Origin of the sequence: Cellvibrio sp. KY-GH-1 (genome assembly GCF_008806975.1) — a bacterium.
GTDB lineage: Bacteria > Pseudomonadota > Gammaproteobacteria > Pseudomonadales > Cellvibrionaceae > Cellvibrio.
The window spans coordinates 4,974,221-4,993,452 of sequence record NZ_CP031728.1 but is presented as its reverse complement, the minus strand read 5'-3'; the positions used below and the strand labels follow the sequence as shown (position 1 = coordinate 4,993,452).

Below are 19,232 nucleotides of genomic sequence, written 5' to 3'. Positions count from 1 at the left end.
AATCACGCTCCCGGAAGCGGAGGCGGCAGTGATTCAAACAGCGCTTGCAACAACGCGACTTCGCCGGCTTTTTCCCAGGTGGCCATGCCCTGTGCCCACACCAGTGAAGTGCGGTCCAGCTGGCCCGCGCGCGCCATATTGGTTAACTCCGCCAGCGGAAAAGGCCCGGCCTGGCGACCATTAAGCGCGACAAAAAAATTAATTTCGCCCGGCAATGGTGGTGGAGCAACAGAAGCCGCTTGTGCATTGCTCGTCGGCTGCATACTGTTTGCCGATTGTGAGTTGCCCATCGCTTGCGAAATTTGGTTAGCCGCTGCGAAGCCCAAACCAATTCCCATGGCTGAACTGGCCTCGCCACCGGGATTTTTTGCTGCCGCTTCCAGCGCATTGGCCATTTGGTACTGGGTGTATTTATTTAAATCGCCGAGCAGGCCCATGGAGGAACGCTTATCCAACGCTTCTTCCACATTAGGCGGCAGTGAAATATTTTCCACCACAAATTTAATAATTGATAAACCATACGCGCCAAAGTCTGCACCTAGTCGCTCACACACCTGATTCGATACTTCGGTGTAATTGGCAGCCATATCCAGGATAGGAATGCGGCTCTCGGCAATGGCATCGGAAAAGCCGGATACCACCAGCGCCTTAAATTGCGTATCCAATTCGGCGAGGGTGAAATGGCCATCAGTGCCAACAATTTCGTTAAGCAGCAAACGTGGATCAATGACTTTAAATGTGAAGTTGCCAAACGCGCGAATACGCACCGGGCCAAATTCGGCATCGCGTAACATTACCGGATTTTGCGTTCCCCATTTATTATCAGTAAAGGTGCGCAAGCTAATAAAATACACTTCCGCTTTAAAGGGCGAATGGAAACCGTATTTCCAGCCTTCAAGGGTGGTAAGGATCGGCAGGTTCTGCGTAGTCAGCTCGTAGGTGCCGGAACTGAACACATCTGCAATTTGTCCTTCGTTAACGAAGATCGCCACTTGCTGCTGGCGAACAATTAATTTGGCCCCATTTTTTATTTCGTTCTCGTAGCGCTCAAAGCGCCACACCAGGGTGTCGTTGCTATCGTCGGTCCACTCGATGATATCAATCAACTCACCAGTAAGTTTATTCCACAAATCCATCTCGTTCTCCTTTCATGGCATTTAGCGGTAGTAGTGTTTAACGTTTTGATTATTAGCTTTATTGAAGAAAACCGTACAACAACACAGGTAGAGACAACCCCTGTCAAATCCAATACCTCATTCCCCCGGAACACAGGGGGGAATGAGCGATTAATTTACGCCTCACAGAGCGCCAAAATCAATGGCTCCAGTTCCGCCGGCATTCTGGGGCGACCTTCGGCATTAATAGGCACACCGGTGATTACTGCTTTGACCATCACCTGCTCGTCGGGCAGGCGATAAATGGTTTGATGAAATTCATAGCGCAGTTTGGATTGCCGCTTGACGAGGGTGCGCACCACAAACTGATCTCCACTCATCAGCGAACGGGTAAAATCCACTTCTGCACGCGCAATCACCAGGCCAATTTTCTGGCGCGCCAGGGCCGCAAAATCAATACCACCCCGCTTCAACAGACTGTGGCGCGCATGCTCTAGATAATTCATATACACCGAATTATTGACCCCATCGGCCAGGTCGCACTCGTAGTCCCTGACTTCCATTACACACTCAAACACCATGGTTAATTTCCTTGCTGGATAACTATTGATAAGTAACTGTTAGTAAAAGCCGCGCAGTATAGGCTAAACCAAACCCCGATTTGCGAGTCTTAATTAGCAACAAAAAGCAGCACTTAACAGTTCAGCCTCGTTAATCCGGCTAGACTGGGTGGATGACATCTGGCCATAGGCCTGTAGTAATCAAACAGATTCGGTTTTATTCATGATGAAAGAAACAGTAATCCAGTATTTCAGCTGGCTGTCCTGGCGTCGCCCCTGGGTTTGGTTAGTCGCGTTATTCCTGATGTACCACCTGACGCTGGCCGTTGTTGCACCAATGCTTATCAAGAGCAAGCTGAACGAGCTGGTAGTCGAGCGCTTGCAGCTCAATCTGGATGTTGATGGAATTTCCATCAATCCCTATGAGTTCACCCTGACGATCAACCAACTAAAAATTTCCGGCAATGACCTGGGGCAACCGCTGGGATTCGACAAACTTTTTATTAACCTGCAGCCGTGGGATTCGTTTGGCGATAGCTGGAGCATCAAAGAAGCCTACCTGACTGGCCTGTATGGCGAATTCAAGCGCATAGATGCGAAGACTAATAATTTCACCCGCATTCTGAATAACTGGATGGCCAGCGCAACGGCAACCGACGAATCGGCATCATCCACCAGCAGCACGCTGCCGTTACGCATTGAAGACATTAAACTGCAAATTGCCCAACTGAAAATTGTTGATCAGCTGCCCAAAAGTCGCTTTGAAACAGACTTGGGTCCGATTGAATTTCAAGCACATCAATTTAACACCCTGCCCAATGCCACAGGCAACCAATCACTGCTACTAAAAACCAATACCGGTGTTGAATTAAGTTGGCAGGGTAACTTTCGCCTCGCGCCATTTTCCAGCGAAGGCGATGTAAACCTGGTAGGACCGGCGTTGACTACGCTGGCCGATTATTTAAAAGATGATTTCAAAGTTGCGGTCGCAACCAGCAAACTGCAAGTGCAATTTCATTATGCACTCAATAAACCGGAACAATCTGATCTGACTGTATTGCTCTCCGGGATTGAAGCAAATCTGCAGGATTTGAAAGTAAATCAACTTGCGGGCAATTCCCCATTGCTCGCATTAAAACAAGTGAACCTCGCTGGTGGTGAAATAAAATGGCCTGAAGCCAGTGTGCAGCTACCCAAAATCCAGCTGCGCGATGGCGAGGCCTGGGCAACAATATCACCGCAAGGACAACTCAACTTCGAGCAAGTGATTGCTGAACGCGGCAGTGCCAACAGCGAGCCATCACCCTGGCAAGTGGTTAATGAACTGCTATCCATTAATGGGTTAAACCTTCACTACCGGGATGAATCCATTGGCACCAACTCGCAGGTGGAAATCGAAAATATTGCCATGGAGTTGAAAAACCTGAGCACTCGCGCGCAGCAAAATTCCGAGGCAAGCGCAAGCTTCAGTCTGCAAGGCGGCAAATTTGAATCCACCGCAAAATTCCAGTTAAATCCGTTCGCAAATGCCGAAGGGACCTACAAAATCACGCAATTGCCCGCCAAAGCCGCGCAAAGTTTTGTGGAAGCGTATGCGCGGGTAGATATTACCGAGGGTGAACTGGCGGCGGAAGGAAAAATTACTTCAGCAGAAGAGGCAATAAAAATTCAGGGCAACGCACAGCTCAATAATATAAAAGTGCAGGAAAAAGCCAGCGGGAAAACTCTGTTGAGCTGGTCAACGCTAAAACTCAATCGCATTATTGCCGATGTAGAAGCAAAAAAAATTAATATTGGGCGCATGGGATTTAACGAGGCATTTGCCGATTTCAATATTTTTTCCGATGGTACTCATACACTCACGCGAGTTTTAACAACGCCAGCCGCTACCGCGCAGGAATCAACCACTGCAGACACATCCAGCAATTTCACCTATTTAATTGGTCGCATCGATGTTGAAAATGCCAGCGGCAAATTTACTGACTCTTCACTTCCGCTGCCTTTTTCTGCCGACATCGCGCATATCAACGGCACTATTTCCACGCTCGACTCCACCAGTCACTCACCCGCGAACGTCAAACTCGAGGGGCAAGTGAGTGACTATGGCGAAATGGTGATGACTGGGGAAATTTTCCCACTTGAGCCAACACAAAAAACGCGAATGAACCTTAGCTTTAACAATATCGATATTTCCGAGCTATCACCTTACGCGATTAAATTTGCCGGGCGCGAAATCGCCAAGGGAAAAATGGATCTCGATCTGAAGTACGATATTAATCAAGATCAAATGCTCGGCCAAAACAACGTCGTGCTACACGAATTTGCGCTAGGCAAGAAGGTCGCTCAACCGGGTGCCGCCGATTTACCGCTCGACCTTGCCGTGGCCTTGCTCAAAGATAAAGACGGTATCATCCGCGCCGACCTGCCAGTGCAGGGCAATATCAATGACCCCAAATTTGACTATGGGAAAACCCTACGCAAAGCCATTCGCAAATTAATCACCAATGTCGCGGCAGCGCCCTTTCGCTTTTTGGCGGGCTTGGTGGGTGTAGGTAAAAACAAGGACCTGGGTTACATCAGTTTTTTCGCGGGCCGCACCGATTTATCGCCCGCACAGACAGAAAAAGTAAATCAGATTGGTGAGGCATTGATTAAGCGCCCCGATTTACAAATAGATATTCCAGGTGTTTATTCCGTGAGCTTTGACACTCACGCATTGCAGGAACAAAAATTTGAAACCCGCTTGCGCGAACAACTTTCGCAAAGCCAAAGCGATGCCAATATCGGCTCGCGTAAATATATTTCCACACTGGAAAACCTCTACACCGAAGCGCATTTATCCCCCAGCCTGGATGCATTGAAAAATGCAGCTCAAGCAACAACGGGCAATGAGGACAATGCTGACCAATTAAGCTATGCGAGAACTATTAAAGAAAAACTCGTCGCTATCGAGGCTGTGAGTCAGGCAGATTTACTACAACTCGCCAATCAGCGTGCGCAGGTGGTATACGGCCAACTCGCAAAAATTTCCGGCATAAAAGCTACGCAAATAAAATTGGCAGTAGCGCGCGAAGGCGGAATCAATAAAGACAACAAATTGAAACTCGAGTTGGGGGCAAACTTGAAGAAAACTAAAAAGAAGAAAATAAATATTTAAAATCCATCCCGTACAAAAAAAGCACCACTTTCATGGTGCTTTTTTATTTCTTAACAAACGGACAACTATTTTTCCGCAGTAGTTGGTTTAATCGGCAAATAGAATTGCTGCGCAACCAAACGAACACCTACACCAGCAAAACCCTGATATTTTTGATTGACACCTGCTGCGTACAAAGGTGCGCCATTTGCCAATAATTGATACGCCCAAGTTACGTCATCCGGTGATGCGCCGGACATCTCCAAATTGACATCCGACAGCTTGGTCACGCGATTGGTAGTGTTAAGCAATTGCTCATCGAAACTGAAGCAAGGGGTGGTAATGCACATAATTCCGTTATTGGTTGCGCTATAAAATTTACCCACCGCAGTATTTTGCGTTGCGGAGCGATAAGCATCTTTTGCCAGGAATACACCCAACACACCAGCCGTTGTATCCGTCTTGGGCAATATGGCGCCGATCAGTAACAGCGGCGTTCTATTTGCGAATGAAATAGTGCCCGCATCTATGGGACCGCTGCCATACACAACAGAAGCCACGTAGCATTCTTCTTGCAAACTGCCGTCGGCGCACTGGGTTAATTTTTGATTAACCAGCTTCACAAAATATCCACCGCACAAAGGCGCTGCACACTTGCGATAGTCAGGGCGCGCCGTAAATATTTGCGAACGCGCTGTTCTGGCGACAAATTGATATTCCACTAACGGGCCATCAAACGCGCGCGAATCCACGACACCTTTCGCTTTAATCGCATCGCCCTCAAACGTAAAGGCGATATCGCGTACTACACCATAGCTATCCTCATTGGGATCGGTCGGCAGTTGGAAGCTGACGTCCGGAGTACTGACGAGACTGGATGACGGGAATAGGATATGATCGCCGGCAGCAGAAATTTGCGCGACAAAACTGCCGGTAAAGGTCGCTACACTTGGCAAGCATGGGTTGATCCTGCACCATGCAGGGGTGACGACCACTGAACCCTCACTAACGTTAAAGGCATAACTATTACTGGCTTGTGCAAACCCCTGGTTAGTGAAGAACGATATTAGTAATACAACACTGAATGCGAAATGTTTCACCATTTTCATTTTACGGCTCCTGGTAAATAAGTAAGTTGAAGTTATTGTCATACATCCCTGACAACAAAATGGAAATGGCAGCAGCGGTGAGAACAATCGATACAACAACAATGGCATGGCACCTGTATTATTATTTCCACTCGCCACATACCATGTAAAACTCTACCACCGGTTGGTTTTACAAATTGTTAAAGAATGTTCCGGGTTTTATGAATTTTTTTGCAAAAAAAAATTTAAGCGACACTAAAATTTCTTTTGCGTGTATTTTCATACCAAATTTTTCTCATTCCGTTTAAATGGAAACTTCAATGCCAATTCGCTCTTGCAACCTTCATGATATTCCCGCTATTTGCAATATTTATAACCACTACATTGCACATACCGTTATCACATTTGAAGAAGCACCGGTCAGTGTTATCGATATGCAAAAACGGGTGGAGACCAACACACAACAATTTCCCTGGCTGGTATTTGAAGAGAATGGGGCGATTCTGGGCTATGCCTATGCCAGTAAATGGAAAGATCGCAGCGCCTACAAACACACCGCCGAGGTGACTGTGTACTTGCATCCGGATCATCGCAGTAAAGGTGTCGGCAGCCAGCTGTATAATGCGCTATTCGAACAACTCAAAGCGCTCAACATCCATGTACTACTGGCCTGTATCGCCATCCCTAATGCCGCGAGCGAACGTATTCATGAGCAGTTTGGTTTTCGCCAGGTGGCGCACTTTCGCGAAGTCGGCTTTAAATTCGGGCGCTGGCTGGACGTTGGCTATTGGCAAAAAAATATTTAATTGGTCTGGGATTTCTGTCTCCAATTTTCTACCAATTTTTCCACTGCACTTTATTAAGGATTGGCATTATGAATATAAAAATGTTTGTCGCACTAACGAGCCTTGCTTTATTAAATTCAGCTTGTTCGCCCTCACCGGAAAATTCAAAAGCGGCCAGCAGTGAGCCCGCTGTTACAGCGAGCACCGAGTTTACAACAAGCTCCACCGCAACAAACGCCACCGCAGCGGCAACCAGTGCAACGCCATCAAGCAACGACGCGAACACCCCGCTTGCCAGTGACTTGATTGGCACCCATTGGAAATTAATACTGTTACAAGACACGGAAGTAGCGGATACAGCGCAGGCTCCCTATCTGGTGTTAGGTGCTGATGCGCGCCTCTCCGGCTCTGACGGCTGCAATAAAATGATGGGCAGCTACAAGCTCGCCCACGACACGCTCAGCTTTGGTGAACTTGCATCTACCCGAATGGCCTGCCCGGACGACGCGAACCTGTCAGGCGGATTCAATCAGGCACTGCAAAATACCCGCAAATATTCCGTGCACGCCGACCAACTCGTACTGCAAGACGACAGCGGTTTGCAACTGGCACGCTTCCAGGCGGTTGCAGCACAATAAATCAGGCGCTTAAAAAAAGGGGGAAGCTCAGCCTCCCCCTCGATGCATTGCGGAGTAATCCGCCTGAACAATCAACCGCGCTGGCGAAATTCCGTCGGTGTAATTCCCACCATACGTTTAAAAAAGCGATGAAACGCAGAAGGGCTGTTAAATCCGGACTTGTAAATTATTTCCAAAATTGTTTCATCTTTATAATCTGGAGAAATGAGCAAGCGCTTTGCTTCTTCCACGCGATAGCGGTTGATAAATTCAAAGAAATTGCTCTGGTAATGCATTTTTAAAATGGCAGATACATCGCGCGGCTTCAAGCCAATCTGCTCCGCAAACCGCTCCAGATTGATATTGTTTTCCAGATACAGTTTATCTTCATGGATCGCCTTTTCTATTACTTCCACCTTGTGATCCATTTTGCTCGGTTGAACCGGCTTGGCAACCGGGATCGCCTGCACATTTAATAATTGGCGCGTGTTGATCAGACCAAATACAAATAGTCCATTCACCAGAATCACTGTCAGGTAATTATCAATAATCCCCAAACTATCGCTAACAGCGGCACTGACCATCCCCTCTAACATATAGGCTAGCAGCGACCAGAGCCAGTGAATACAAAAACCGGCGAGCACAGCATCGGCCAGCTTTAATTCCGACATAGAAATATCGGCATAGAGGTCGCGCAGGTTTTCGCGCAATTTATATTCGGCAATCACACAGGCGATGATGTAACCCAGTGGCGACAGCTTTACCAACGCCCATAAAAACGCCACTACCGCGTTTTCGGCGCCGCTCAAATTTGTGGTAGGTTGCCACTCCAGGCTATCTATACCGAAGACGACCAATAAAATCGCAGCAAGCACGGTAGGTATCGCATGAACAAGGTTGCGCCAGCGCAGCAGCTTTATCTCTTGCGAGAGCGAGCGCAAATAAAAATACAGCACCGGCCCTTGCAGTAATAAACAGGCCGCCAGGATGGCAACGACCAGAGGTGTGTGATTGATCGCAGCGGCTTTTAAATCGCCATTCCACACGATTAAAGTGGTGGTGAGTACCAGCGCAATCAATACAAAGAAGCCAGCCAGAATCCGTCGTGGTTGTATATGTTTTGCTGGCAATAAATTCAACAATACCGCCAGCACACCGCACTCCAGCGCGGTGAGCACCAATACCAGGTCGTGGATATTTAGAAAGTTTGTTTTCATTAGGCCTTTCTCTGCAGCAACACAGCGTTACTAACGCCGTCTCAGCGACTTTATTAACGCTGTCTTATATGGCAACGCCATTTTGCGCCCCGTGGCCAGGCGCAAAATGGCGTGGAGTCGTTGTACTCGGTCGCGCTTACTTGAATACGCAATGCTTGGCGTAATCCTTGGCCTCATTCATGGTGAGATCGCCCTTGGGCTTCTCCTCAATCGATTTACACCATTCCGGGCTACCCACTTCAGGTGCACAGGCAGTGAGCGTTAACACGCTGGTAACGATCAGCAATGAACTAAGGATTCGCAAGGTGATGGTCATAAGTAATTCCTGGATATTTTGTTATGTAAGACAAATGCACCGCATTTGCAGGTGATAAGCTGAGGCAAGGATAGCAGAGGCTATCGGCAATAAAAAACGCCCACTGGAACCCAGTGGGCGTTTTTGGTTAACCGCTGGAGGAAATCCGCCAGAGATTAAGTTTACTTACGGCAAAGTTTTCAGATGATTCCCCACTGGCACCGAGAAAATACGGCCATCTTTTACATCCCAATTGATTGACCAGGTCATTACGCCGCGGAAATCGCTGTAGGCAGTTAAGGGCGCAACGCTGGCGCAATTAGTACGCAATGCCAAACAGCTTACTGCGCGATTAATGTCTGCAGTGGTTGCCTGACCGGAACCTGCTGCACGTGGGCCGGATGGCAAGCCAAGCGCAACCTGATCCGGACGCAGGCCTTTGAACTGGCCCGCAGTACCATTCGCCAATGGGAAACCTTCAATCAACATACGCGCCGATGCCACCATCATATCCACAGTGCCCGCTTGGTACGCTTGCGCCGCATATGGCGTTGCCAATCCGCCGTTGTTGTACAACTGCACATGCAACAAATCCAATTCATTGCGCAGTTGATCAATCATCGGCAAGTAAGCGCCCCAAATGCCAGAGTAGGCGACATAGCCACCTTGCACATAGGGATGCTCGGGGGCCATAGAGACATACAAATCCGGATACATGGCATTGAGTTGTTTGATCGCCGAAACCATGTTGGAAATGACTGGTGCACCGTGAATGACACCCGCGCCGGATTCCAAATCAATGTCCACACCATCAAAACCATATTCGTTAATGATCGCCGCCGTGCTGTTAACAAAGTTGGCGAGGTTGGTGGAGTTGTTCAACGTCACAGTGCCTTTTTCACCACCGTAGGAGAGCACAATGTTTTTGCCCTGCGCGCGTTTTGCAGCAACATCAGCAATAAATTGCGCTTTGTTTAAAGCGGGGTCCAAACGGAAATCCACACTGCCATTGCCGGCGTCATCCACGAAGGCGATAACAATGACATCCCACGCCGGATCAACATCACCCAAACGAATTACGCCGGAGCCGTTATCGAAGTTGTGCCAATAGCCAACCAATGCGTGTTTCGGTAATGCTGCTGCATCGCCGGGAACACGGCCATTGCCACTCACACTGGAAGAAGAACGACTGCTACTAACTACAGCAACGGAAGAACTGCTGGAAGATTTGGAAGTAGCTAACGATGAAGACGAAGCAATAACGCTGCTCGCTATACTGCTGGAGACAGCGCCGCACGAACGCACTAATTCCCACGCCTGTTGCCAATGCGCCCCTGTGCCGGGAGCGTACGCCCAGCTCGCGGTAGAACCACACCAGCCCGCAACAGTACAGCGATATTCACTGCCAACATTTTGCGCAAGTGAACCAGCGGTGTAATTGGTTCCTGCAACATATTGTGGTGATGCGCAGTTACCGCTTGCTACTGAGGATGCAGCCACGCTTGAAGGCGCCACTGAACTGGATGATTTTGAACTGCTCACCACAACGGATGAAGCTACCGAACTTTTTGATGACGTTGCTGTTGATGAATTGCCTGCACCATCGCACGCACCAAGCAAAGTCCACTCCTGCCACTGGCCGGAATAATTCACCGGGTTATGGCCCTGCGACCACCAATTGGCTTTATAGGCATTGCCCTGCTCTTTCACCTGACTGCCACCGCCATAAGCGGCCGTTACATTCCACGCGGGAATGCTGGAGCAATCGATTGCCATGGCGCTGGTTGATAAGCCGCTGATACAGAATGCGGCTAGCGCCAGAGTTGTTGGTTTTATCAAGGTTGCTGGTTTCATTTTATTTTCCCCCACTCTCGTTTGTAGTTTTTAGACAAAAGAACGCCGTAAAGAAATTTGAAAAATTTCTTTAGAATCTGCGCGTCTATTTTCAATAAATCATTGAGATTGTTGTTGGGGTGTCCCGTGGAGCAGTACTTATCTATTGCTTGCGTAAAAAAACAAAATAGATTGGCCGTACTTGGGAAACACACCGGTCCTGGTCACTCGTAGCGAGTTCCCTCTGGTCGGTTATCACAGGCATTTCCCAGCCTGCTTTGTTATAGGTGTAACGTTATTGTGGACATTAAAGTCTTAATGACAACGTTGCCATATATATCACCGGCAAGTACCTATAGCAATCAGGAAATGACAAAATAATGACAGCTACATAACATTTTCTTTTCATTAGAAGAAAATTTTATGTAGCCAACTCAAATATACGGGAAATAGATGATTGGGTAATAACGGGTTACACAAGGATTGCTACGGGACTACTCACCAACAACTATCCGTGATGGAAAATACTGCTGCGATCAATTTTTCTGGTTATTGATGAGCGCAATGAGATGCTCGGCCAAATGATCGTACACAACCCTAATGCGCGGATTTGAGCGAAGCTCCAGCGGAGCTGTTAACCAAACCGGCGAATCCTTGATCCAATTTTCAGGTAGTACGCGCACCAATTGCGGATATTGTTTTGCTAACAATTCAAATGCAAAACCAATCCCCATTCCATTCAACATAGCTTGCCAACACACCATTTGGTCATCGCTACGCACCGCAAAGGATTCGCGCGTTAGCTCAATTCCCAAAGCACGACAACTGTTTACTATGGCCGGGTTTTTGTCGTACCCAATCCAGTCAAAGTCGCCCATAGTGGCAGGCGAGAAAGGAACATTTTTTTGGTCCAGATACGCCTTACTCGCAAAGCCGCCCATTTTTAATCCGCCTAAATGGCGCGCCACCAGAGAGTCTTGCTCGGGCTTGGCCATGCGGACCGCAATATCCGCCTCACGCTCCAATAAATTATCCTGGGCATTATTCGCCACAATTTCTAATTGGATATCCGGATACTTCCAGCGCAAGCTCGCCAGGATGGGTGGAAGTAAAAAAGCGCTGGTCATTTCACTCGCGGTGATGCGTACGGTTCCCTTGAGCGATTGACTCTGCCCCGAAGCAGCCAACTGCAGTGCGTGTGCAGCCTGCTGCATTTGCTTGGCCGGGTAGACCAGTGCTTCACCGGCTGCCGTCAAGACACTGCCGCGTGCACCACGAGTAAAGAGCGCCGCGCCTATCTCCGCTTCCAACGCCGCAATCTGGCGACTTAACGTCGGCTGGGTTGCGCCTATTGCCTCCGCCGCACGGGCCACAGCACCGTGCTCAACCACGGCCAAAAATGCCTGAATCAGGCTCCAGTCAAAATTTAATCGATTTGCGTTATCCAATTTTGCATAGCTCCTATACCGATATCGATCTTGTCGCGCATAGCCTCGCCACTGAAAATGACCCCATCGCATTGCCAGCACCGAAATGCGCAACCGACCAGCCAAAAGGATTCTCGTAATGAAAACATTCTACCGCTACTTTCTCGACAGCCCTAAAACCCTGACGCTATTTGTACTGACCTTGTTGGCCTTTGCATTTAATTATTGGGCGTCAAGCACATTAACCGCGAGTTATGTCGAATCCAAGTTTCCAGTACCCTATCATGTTGCGCAGCTTTCATTCAGCGCAGAAAAATTAAAAGGCTGGTACGCCACGCTGCAAGAACTGGGAACCTTTGACGTCTACCTGCTAACGCAGCATATAGACTCCCTGTTTATTTTATCGGTGTTGCTGCTGCATTGCTTTGCGCTGGTGTTGATCTCGCGTTTATTTACCGCGAATAGCAGAGGCCGAAAAATTATGGTGGTATGCGCTTTGATTTCTGCAATAGCGCCGATCAGCGATCAACTGGAAAATCTGGTGTCTTATGTGATGCTCGCCAACCCTGCTGATTTTGCCGATGCACTTGCCTACATTTATTCCAGCTTTGCGGCTACCAAGTTTGCATTCTTTGTTTTTGCCTATATTGTGGCACCACTGGGATTAATCGTCGGTGTGATAAGCCGGATCATAAATCGCTCCAAACAAGCTCTACAAACCCAACCGCTGATCGCCGAACGCTAAACCAGCAAAAAATACCGCATAAAAGCAGCTTACTACCGCTCACGTTATTAACGAATTGAATAGGGAACCATCATGAAAAAATACCTACAGCTCCTTACCTGTACCGCCTTGGTATTCACTGTTACCAGCCCCAATCTTGTTGCGGCGGAGCTAACGGTGGAAGTCAATAAAATCCAACATCTGCAAGGCAGCCTGTACATCTCGCTCTACAAAGATGCGCAATGCTTCGACAGCAACAACAACGCGGTGAAGCGCGAAAAAATCAGCGTGGATAAAACAAGCCAGCAGATAAAACTGGGCGACGTGCCAGCGGGCGATTACGCGCTAAGGGTTTATCAGGATGTCAACGATAACGGCAAGATGGATTTTAATGGCATGCTGCCGGCAGAACCTTTTGGCTCCAGCAGCAAAAGCACCGAGCTTGCACCACCCAGCTTTAACGATGCGAAATTTACCCTGGATAAAAGCCAGAAAGTTCAGATTCAATTATTAAAATAATTTTTATTCTCCCCAGCCCCTCTTGGCTACGCGCCCCGTTCCAAAGAGGGGAGCAACAACTCCTCCCTTTGAAAAGGGAGGTTGGGAGGGATTTATTATTTCGCACGGCGCTGACGCACCGCTTCAAACAAACAAATACCCGTAGCGACCGACACGTTCAAACTACTCACCGTGCCCGCCATAGGAATATTCATCAGGTGATCGCAAGTATCCTGTGTGAGACGACGCAATCCATCCCCCTCGGCACCCATTAAAATACCAATGGGGCCGGTGAGGTTGGATTGGTAAATAGATTGCTCCGCTTCACCCGCCGCACCAAATAACCAGATTCCCTGCTCCTGTAATTTTTTCAGCGTGCGCGCCAGGTTGGTGACAGGTACAAACGGCAACACTTCTGCTGCACCGCACGCCACTTTGCGTGCAACGGGCGTAAGGCCGGTCGATTTATCTTTAGGGGCGATTACCGCATGCACGCCCGCCGCTTCTGCCGAGCGCATACAAGCGCCCAGGTTATGCGGATCAGTAACGCCATCCAGAATTAATAAAAACGCGGGCTCGCGCAGGTTTTCCAGAAATTGGAACAGCCAGGTTTCATCGTAGGTTTCGCCGGGCGTGCAAATCGCAATCACGCCCTGATGATTTTCATCGCTCACCATATCGTCGAGTTTATTGCGGCCTACTTGCTGGCAGTGAATACCATTGATTTCGGCAGCGTTCACAATTTTTTGCAAACGTTGATCATTGCGCCCTTGCAGCAAGTAAATTTCAATTACTCGCTGGGGCGCACTTTTTAACAATGCCTGCACCGCGTGCAAGCCATAAATAATTTCGCGTTTCAAAACACTTTCCTGCAGAAGAATCTAAACATTAGCCTGAACACCAAGCTGAAAAACCTAGCGCTCGGAAATACGCGTATCACGCTCGCGCACTTCCCGGTCTCTCACTATAAAAATTTCGCGATTAAGGCTGTCATCATAGATAAAGCCTTCGCCTTGCAACCAGCGATTAATCCTTCTTCTTAGCCTTAGCCACCGGTCTTTTAGCAGCTGCCGACGCAGGTTTAGCGCTAGTGCTGCTTTTTGTCGCCTTTGGCGCTGGCGATTTAACTGGTGCTGACGCTGCTGCGCCTGGAATCTTCGCATTCTTACGGCCATGACCAACCTCACTCGTCACTGTGGATGATTTCCCTGCTGCCGCTTTCCCACGTGCGGCTTTCGCCGGGGATTGTTGGGCAGCAATTTTTTTCACGGCTGTGGTTTTAGTCGTTTCAGCTTTTTTCGCGCCGCTCGTTACCGGCGCCGCTTTTTTAGCGGTTGTTTTTATTGCAGATTTTGGAGCGGGCGCCAGGTCCACAGCCGATGCTCGCTTGCCAGCATCTACTGTTTTAGTGACGGTTTTTTTACTTTCGGTTTTTTTACTTTCGGTTTTTTTACTTTCGGTTTTCTTAGTTGCCGTTTTCCCAGTCACCGCTTTTTTACTGGCAGGCGGTTTGGGTGCTGCCTTGGTTACGGCCGGTTTTTTCGCGGCCGGTTTTTTTCCAGCCGTTTTACCACTGCTGGCGCGGCCATCGACGAAATCATCCAGCGCAAATTCATCCAATTCAAAATTCCCGGCGGATGATTTCGCGTTGGATTTTTTAACAGCCGCTTTTTTGCTCACGGCTTTTGGTTTGGGCTTGGCAACGGGTGTTTCTTTGCCCGTCGGGGCCTTACTGGTTACCGTTTTTCCGGTTGCTTTTTTAGCGGCCGGTTTTGCTTCAACCTGTTTTGCAGCCGCTTTCTTAGGCGATGAAGCGGCGGGCTTACCCGCAAACTTTTCCACCACATCGACTACCGCTTTCTTCGCGGAAGCCGCCAACTGCTCAACTGCCGTCAGTGATTTTTCTAACAAGGTATCCGCTGATTTCTTCGCTTTGAATGAATCGCGCTTCGCGACCTTGGGTTTTACCGTTGATTTGGGGCGGCGAATCGCATTGGCCGATTCCAATTCAAAATCGATTTTGCGATTATCCAGATCCACGCGTACCACGCGCACGACCAACTCATCACCCAAACCAAATACTTTGCGCGTGCGCTCGCCGACCAGACGCTGTTGCGCCGCATCAAAGCGATAATAATCGTGCGGCAAGGAGGTGATATGAATAAGACCTTCGATATACAACTCATTCAATTCCACGAACAAACCAAAGCCGGTGACTGCGCTGACGTGGCCATCATAAACCGCACCGACTTGATCGCGCAGGTATTCACACTTCAACCAGCTCACCACATCGCGCGTGGCTTCATCTGCACGGCGCTCAGTGCGCGAACATTGCTCGCCGAATACCAGCATATCGCTCGGAGTATAGGGGTAAATTTTGCGCTTGGCGATGGGCTTGGCCGTTTCTACGCGACGCACATGAGTGGATGGCAATTCACTGCGAATAATTGAGCGAATCGCGCGATGTACTAACAAATCCGGATAGCGACGAATGGGCGAGGTGAAGTGCGTATAGGCCTCATAACCCAAACCAAAGTGGCCGTGATTCTCCACCTGATACATCGCCTGGCGCAAACTGCGCAGCATAACGGTTTGAATTAAATGGCCGTCACTGCGGCCCTGAATCATTTGCAACAATTGTTGATAATCGCCCGGTGTTGGGCGATCACCACCGGCGAGCCCTAAACCTAATTCGGAAAGATACGCACGCAAATTGGTGAGTTTGGCTTCCGTCGGGCCTTCATGCACGCGGTACAGACCGATAAGATCGTGCTTCTCGATAAATTTCGCTGCACATACGTTTGCGCACAACATGCACTCTTCAATCAATTTGTGTGCATCATTACGCTTAATCGGAACAATGCGTTCGATCTTACGATCTTCATTGAATTGAATGCGCGTTTCCACAGTTTCAAAGTCAATTGCACCGCGCTCATCACGCGCCACACGCAAGCATTGATACAACTTGTGCAGCAATTCCAGTTGCGGAACTACTGCTTTATATTCTTTGCGCAACGCCTCGCGCGCCTCACCTTCGCCGGTAAGAATCTCACCCACTTTGGTGTAGGTTAACCGCGCATGCGAATGCATTACCGCTTCATAAAATTGATAACCGGTAATGCGGCCAGCATCGCTGATGTTCATCTCACATACCATGCACAGGCGATCCACCGCCGGGTTGAGCGAACACAACCCGTTGGACAATGCCTCTGGCAGCATGGGCACCACATAATCGGGGAAGTACACCGAATTGCCGCGTGCGCGCGCTTCTACATCCAGTGGCGATTCCACTTGTACATAGTGGGACACATCCGCAATCGCCACATACAAACGCCAACCGCCTTTGCGACGCTCGCAAAGTACCGCATCGTCAAAGTCGCGCGCATCTTCACCGTCGATAGTCACGAACGGCAACTGGCGAACATCGACACGATGCTGTTTATCTTTTTCTTCCACTTGTGGAGAAAGTTGCGCAGCTTCGGCCAGAACATCCGCCGGCCAAACGCTGGGAATACCATGGGCCTGAATCGCCAATTCGATTTCCATACCCGGCGCCATATGGTCGCCCAGCACTTGAATCACGCGGCCGGTCGGCAGGCGGTTTTTATCCGGCTGCTGGGTGATCTCGGTCACCACAATTTGCCCGTGCTTGGCGCCACCGTAGGCACCGAAGGGGATCATAATGTCGTGGGTGATTTTGGGGTTTTCCGGGCGCACAAACTGCACGCCTTCTTCATTAAAGAACCGCCCGGCTAATTGGGTAGTATTGCGCACCAACACTTCAATAATCGCGCCCTCTTCCTTACCGCGATACTGCTCACCGGACAGGCGCACCAGCACCTCGTCGCCATCAAACACTTTGCGCATCTGGCGGTTATGAAGGTAGATGTCCTCCTCGCCATCGGCGCGAATCACAAACCCGTAACCATCGCGATGCCCCTGCACCCGCCCACGCACCACGTCGATCTTGTCCGAGCGCACATAGGCATCGCGGCGGTTGCTGATCAACTGCCCATCGCGCGCCATGGCAATCAATCGACGGCGCAAGGCCTCCACCTGGTCTTCACCAGTGAGCTTGAGCATTGCGCACATTTGTTCATGGGTAACTGGCTGGTCGGCGCTGTCGAGTAAATCGAGGATGTATTCGCGGCTGGGGATGGGGTTTTCGTACTTTTCCGCTTCGCGGGCAGCAAAGGGGTCACGGTTGGGGTTCTTACGTTTAGTCAATTGGGCATCCTGTGAGCAAAATTGGTAGTTTTCAAACTATCCTGGCATTCATAAGGGGATTATAGGGCAGCAATGATGACAAACCTACAAATAAAACCGAAAACCCTGTTGACAGTCACAGGCGCCATATTTATAGTGCGCGGCCTCAGCTTGCTGAGAATGCCCAGGTGGTGAAATTGGTAGACACGCTAGCTTCAGGTGTTAGTGGCCCCCGGCCGTGAAGGTTCAAGTCCTTTCCTGGGCACCAAACAGTAAAGCCCCGTTACGAAAGTAACGGGGCTTTTTGTTTTCCGGGTTTTAATCAATACACCACTGCTATATCCTCTAGCCAATATCTATTCTTAGTAAACTCTCAAAACATATAAATGATGCAGAGTATTACACTCGATGCAAAATGCTGCTCAAGCCTAATGATTAAATAGGAGCCTGCTGATGTTCACCAAGCTACACCTTAAAAATTTTAAAGCATGGCGAGACACAGGAGAGATAAAACTTGCTCCCGTGAATTTGTTACTTGGCACAAACTCATCAGGTAAATCCAGCCTTATTCAAAGCTTGTTACTCTTAAAACAAACAGCAAAGTCATTAGACAGAACTATTCATCTGAATTTAGGCGGAGATGACAATGATTATTTTAACTTCGGCGGATTTGATGATGTTTTAACTCAGGGAGTCACGGGACTAAGACAGTTCACTATTGATTTTAACTACAGCCATAAATCAAATAAAAATCAAAAAACAGGTAATTTTAAGAGTAGCTACGGCGCGACAACAAGCGGCGCCGTGGTAATTCATGACTTGGAAATATCCGAAGGAAATAGTCGATTTCGAGCAACAAGAGCATCAAGAGGGGCTTACTCAATTCGAGTTAATGAAGAAAGTAAACCACGCATCACAGGCAAACAGTATGCTCCCTCAAGATCAATTGCGTTACCAGCAGAAGCCATAAATGCTATGGGAGTTGATGGGATGATATCTGAAGATGTCAGCTATGCTATCTGGCAAGAGCTTAACTCAATTTCCTACCTAGGCCCATTACGCAGAAAACCTGAACGCGACTACACATGGAATAAAAGCAGTCCCGGCATAATTGAGAGTGATGGGAATAAATCTATCGACGCATTGTTCGCTAGCGAATTTCTGAAGGATGCAAGCAAGAGTGTATTGCAAGGAGTATCTAAATGGCTAAAGAAAATGGGGATTGCTGATCGAATAGCTGTACGTCAAGTAGCTAGATCAACCAGATACGAAATTGTCGTCATCAAAAAGAAGATTGTTTCTAACTTGCGAGACGTCGGAATAGGTGTGTCACAAGTTCTTCCCGTATTAACTCTGGCTCACTTCGCGCCAAAAGGTTCAACCATTTTACTAGAAGAGCCTGAAATTCATTTACATCCATTGGCCCAATCTGTACTAGCAGAGCTTTTCGTATCAGTTAGCAAAGAACGCAATATTCAATTTATTGTTGAGACCCATTCCGAGCATTTGTTCCGGCGTATGCAAACCCTGATTGCTAGAAGAGAAACCTCGCCAGATGACTGTCTAATGTATTTTGTGGAAAATGACGGTGATCAAGCTCAACTGAACAAATTAAATGCTGATGAATTTGGACGAATTCATAATTGGCCTCAGAATTTTTTTGGTGATTCACTAGCTGAAACAGAAGAACAAGCAAGACTGATGTTTGAACATCTTACACAAGGAAAGTAG

The 19,232-nt window shown here is 48.5% G+C and carries 15 protein-coding genes and 1 tRNA gene; 7 read left to right on the top strand and 9 right to left on the bottom strand.

Translation table 11 applies throughout. The features are described from left to right. Positions 1 to 2 precede the first annotated feature (2 nt). Together D0C16_RS20995 and D0C16_RS20990 are read right to left on the bottom strand one after the other, a co-directional pair. Entirely contained in the window at positions 3 to 1,136 is a 1,134-nt protein-coding gene (locus D0C16_RS20995; protein ID WP_151034148.1) for an SPFH domain-containing protein, read from the bottom strand. 155 nt (positions 1,137 to 1,291) lie between these two features. Continuing rightward, positions 1,292 to 1,696 carry a thioesterase family protein gene (locus D0C16_RS20990; protein WP_151034147.1) on the bottom strand — a complete coding sequence of 135 codons (405 nt, stop codon included), beginning with the start codon at positions 1,694 to 1,696 and terminating at the stop codon, positions 1,292 to 1,294. 202 nt (positions 1,697 to 1,898) lie between these two features. Here D0C16_RS20990 and D0C16_RS20985 point away from each other — a divergent pair, with 202 nt between their 5' ends. Continuing rightward, entirely contained in the window at positions 1,899 to 4,832 is a 2,934-nt protein-coding gene (locus D0C16_RS20985) for a DUF748 domain-containing protein (protein WP_151034146.1), read from the top strand. 65 nt (positions 4,833 to 4,897) lie between these two features. Here the strand turns inward: D0C16_RS20985 and D0C16_RS20980 are convergent, their stop codons facing one another. Further along, positions 4,898 to 5,920: a DUF6748 domain-containing protein gene (locus D0C16_RS20980; RefSeq protein WP_151034145.1), complete on the bottom strand. Its 1,023-nt coding sequence runs from the start codon at positions 5,918 to 5,920 to the stop codon at positions 4,898 to 4,900. A gap of 299 nt (positions 5,921 to 6,219) precedes the next feature. Between D0C16_RS20980 and D0C16_RS20975 the strand changes: the two genes are divergently transcribed. Beyond that, the gene (locus D0C16_RS20975) at positions 6,220 to 6,705 is read left to right on the top strand and encodes an arsinothricin resistance N-acetyltransferase ArsN1 family B (RefSeq protein WP_151034144.1); all 486 of its coding nucleotides are present in this window, start codon (positions 6,220 to 6,222) and stop codon (positions 6,703 to 6,705) included. A 68-nt stretch (positions 6,706 to 6,773) separates the two neighbouring features. After that, the gene (locus D0C16_RS20970; protein ID WP_151034143.1) at positions 6,774 to 7,322 is read left to right on the top strand and encodes an META domain-containing protein; all 549 of its coding nucleotides are present in this window, start codon (positions 6,774 to 6,776) and stop codon (positions 7,320 to 7,322) included. 71 nt (positions 7,323 to 7,393) lie between these two features. Here D0C16_RS20970 and D0C16_RS20965 read toward each other — a convergent pair whose 3' ends face one another. From D0C16_RS20965 to D0C16_RS20950, 4 genes are all read right to left on the bottom strand, one after another. Continuing rightward, a complete protein-coding gene (locus tag D0C16_RS20965) occupies positions 7,394 to 8,518 on the bottom strand; it encodes a helix-turn-helix domain-containing protein (protein ID WP_151034142.1) in 1,125 nt (374 codons plus the stop codon). Between the two features lie 136 nt (positions 8,519 to 8,654). After that, complete coding sequence (locus D0C16_RS20960; protein WP_151034141.1) at positions 8,655 to 8,834, bottom strand: DUF3012 domain-containing protein; 180 nt, start codon at positions 8,832 to 8,834, stop codon at positions 8,655 to 8,657. Positions 8,835 to 8,999: 165 nt separating this feature from the next. Further along, positions 9,000 to 10,667: a chitinase gene (locus D0C16_RS20955; RefSeq protein ID WP_191968582.1), complete on the bottom strand. Its 1,668-nt coding sequence runs from the start codon at positions 10,665 to 10,667 to the stop codon at positions 9,000 to 9,002. A 515-nt stretch (positions 10,668 to 11,182) separates the two neighbouring features. Then, positions 11,183 to 12,094 (bottom strand): LysR family transcriptional regulator, encoded by a 912-nt coding sequence (locus D0C16_RS20950; RefSeq protein ID WP_191968581.1) that lies wholly within the window; start codon positions 12,092 to 12,094, stop codon positions 11,183 to 11,185. A 118-nt stretch (positions 12,095 to 12,212) separates the two neighbouring features. On the opposite strand from D0C16_RS20950, the gene D0C16_RS20945 reads away from it, so the two are divergent. Together D0C16_RS20945 and D0C16_RS20940 are read left to right on the top strand one after the other, a co-directional pair. Then, a complete protein-coding gene (locus D0C16_RS20945) occupies positions 12,213 to 12,818 on the top strand; it encodes a hypothetical protein (protein WP_151034139.1) in 606 nt (201 codons plus the stop codon). A 72-nt stretch (positions 12,819 to 12,890) separates the two neighbouring features. Next, positions 12,891 to 13,316: a DUF2141 domain-containing protein gene (locus D0C16_RS20940; protein WP_151034138.1), complete on the top strand. Its 426-nt coding sequence runs from the start codon at positions 12,891 to 12,893 to the stop codon at positions 13,314 to 13,316. 95 nt (positions 13,317 to 13,411) lie between these two features. On the opposite strand, the gene rlmB is transcribed toward D0C16_RS20940, so the two are convergent. Both rlmB and rnr read right to left on the bottom strand, forming a co-directional pair. Continuing rightward, a complete protein-coding gene (rlmB, locus tag D0C16_RS20935) occupies positions 13,412 to 14,155 on the bottom strand; it encodes a 23S rRNA (guanosine(2251)-2'-O)-methyltransferase RlmB (RefSeq protein ID WP_151034137.1) in 744 nt (247 codons plus the stop codon). Positions 14,156 to 14,321: 166 nt separating this feature from the next. Then, positions 14,322 to 17,522: a ribonuclease R gene (gene rnr / locus D0C16_RS20925; RefSeq protein ID WP_370458193.1), complete on the bottom strand. Its 3,201-nt coding sequence runs from the start codon at positions 17,520 to 17,522 to the stop codon at positions 14,322 to 14,324. Between the two features lie 161 nt (positions 17,523 to 17,683). Between rnr and D0C16_RS20920 the strand changes: the two genes are divergently transcribed. Together D0C16_RS20920 and D0C16_RS20915 are read left to right on the top strand one after the other, a co-directional pair. Then, a tRNA-Leu gene (locus D0C16_RS20920) sits at positions 17,684 to 17,769 on the top strand. A 185-nt stretch (positions 17,770 to 17,954) separates the two neighbouring features. Next, entirely contained in the window at positions 17,955 to 19,232 is a 1,278-nt protein-coding gene (locus D0C16_RS20915) for a DUF3696 domain-containing protein (protein ID WP_151034136.1), read from the top strand.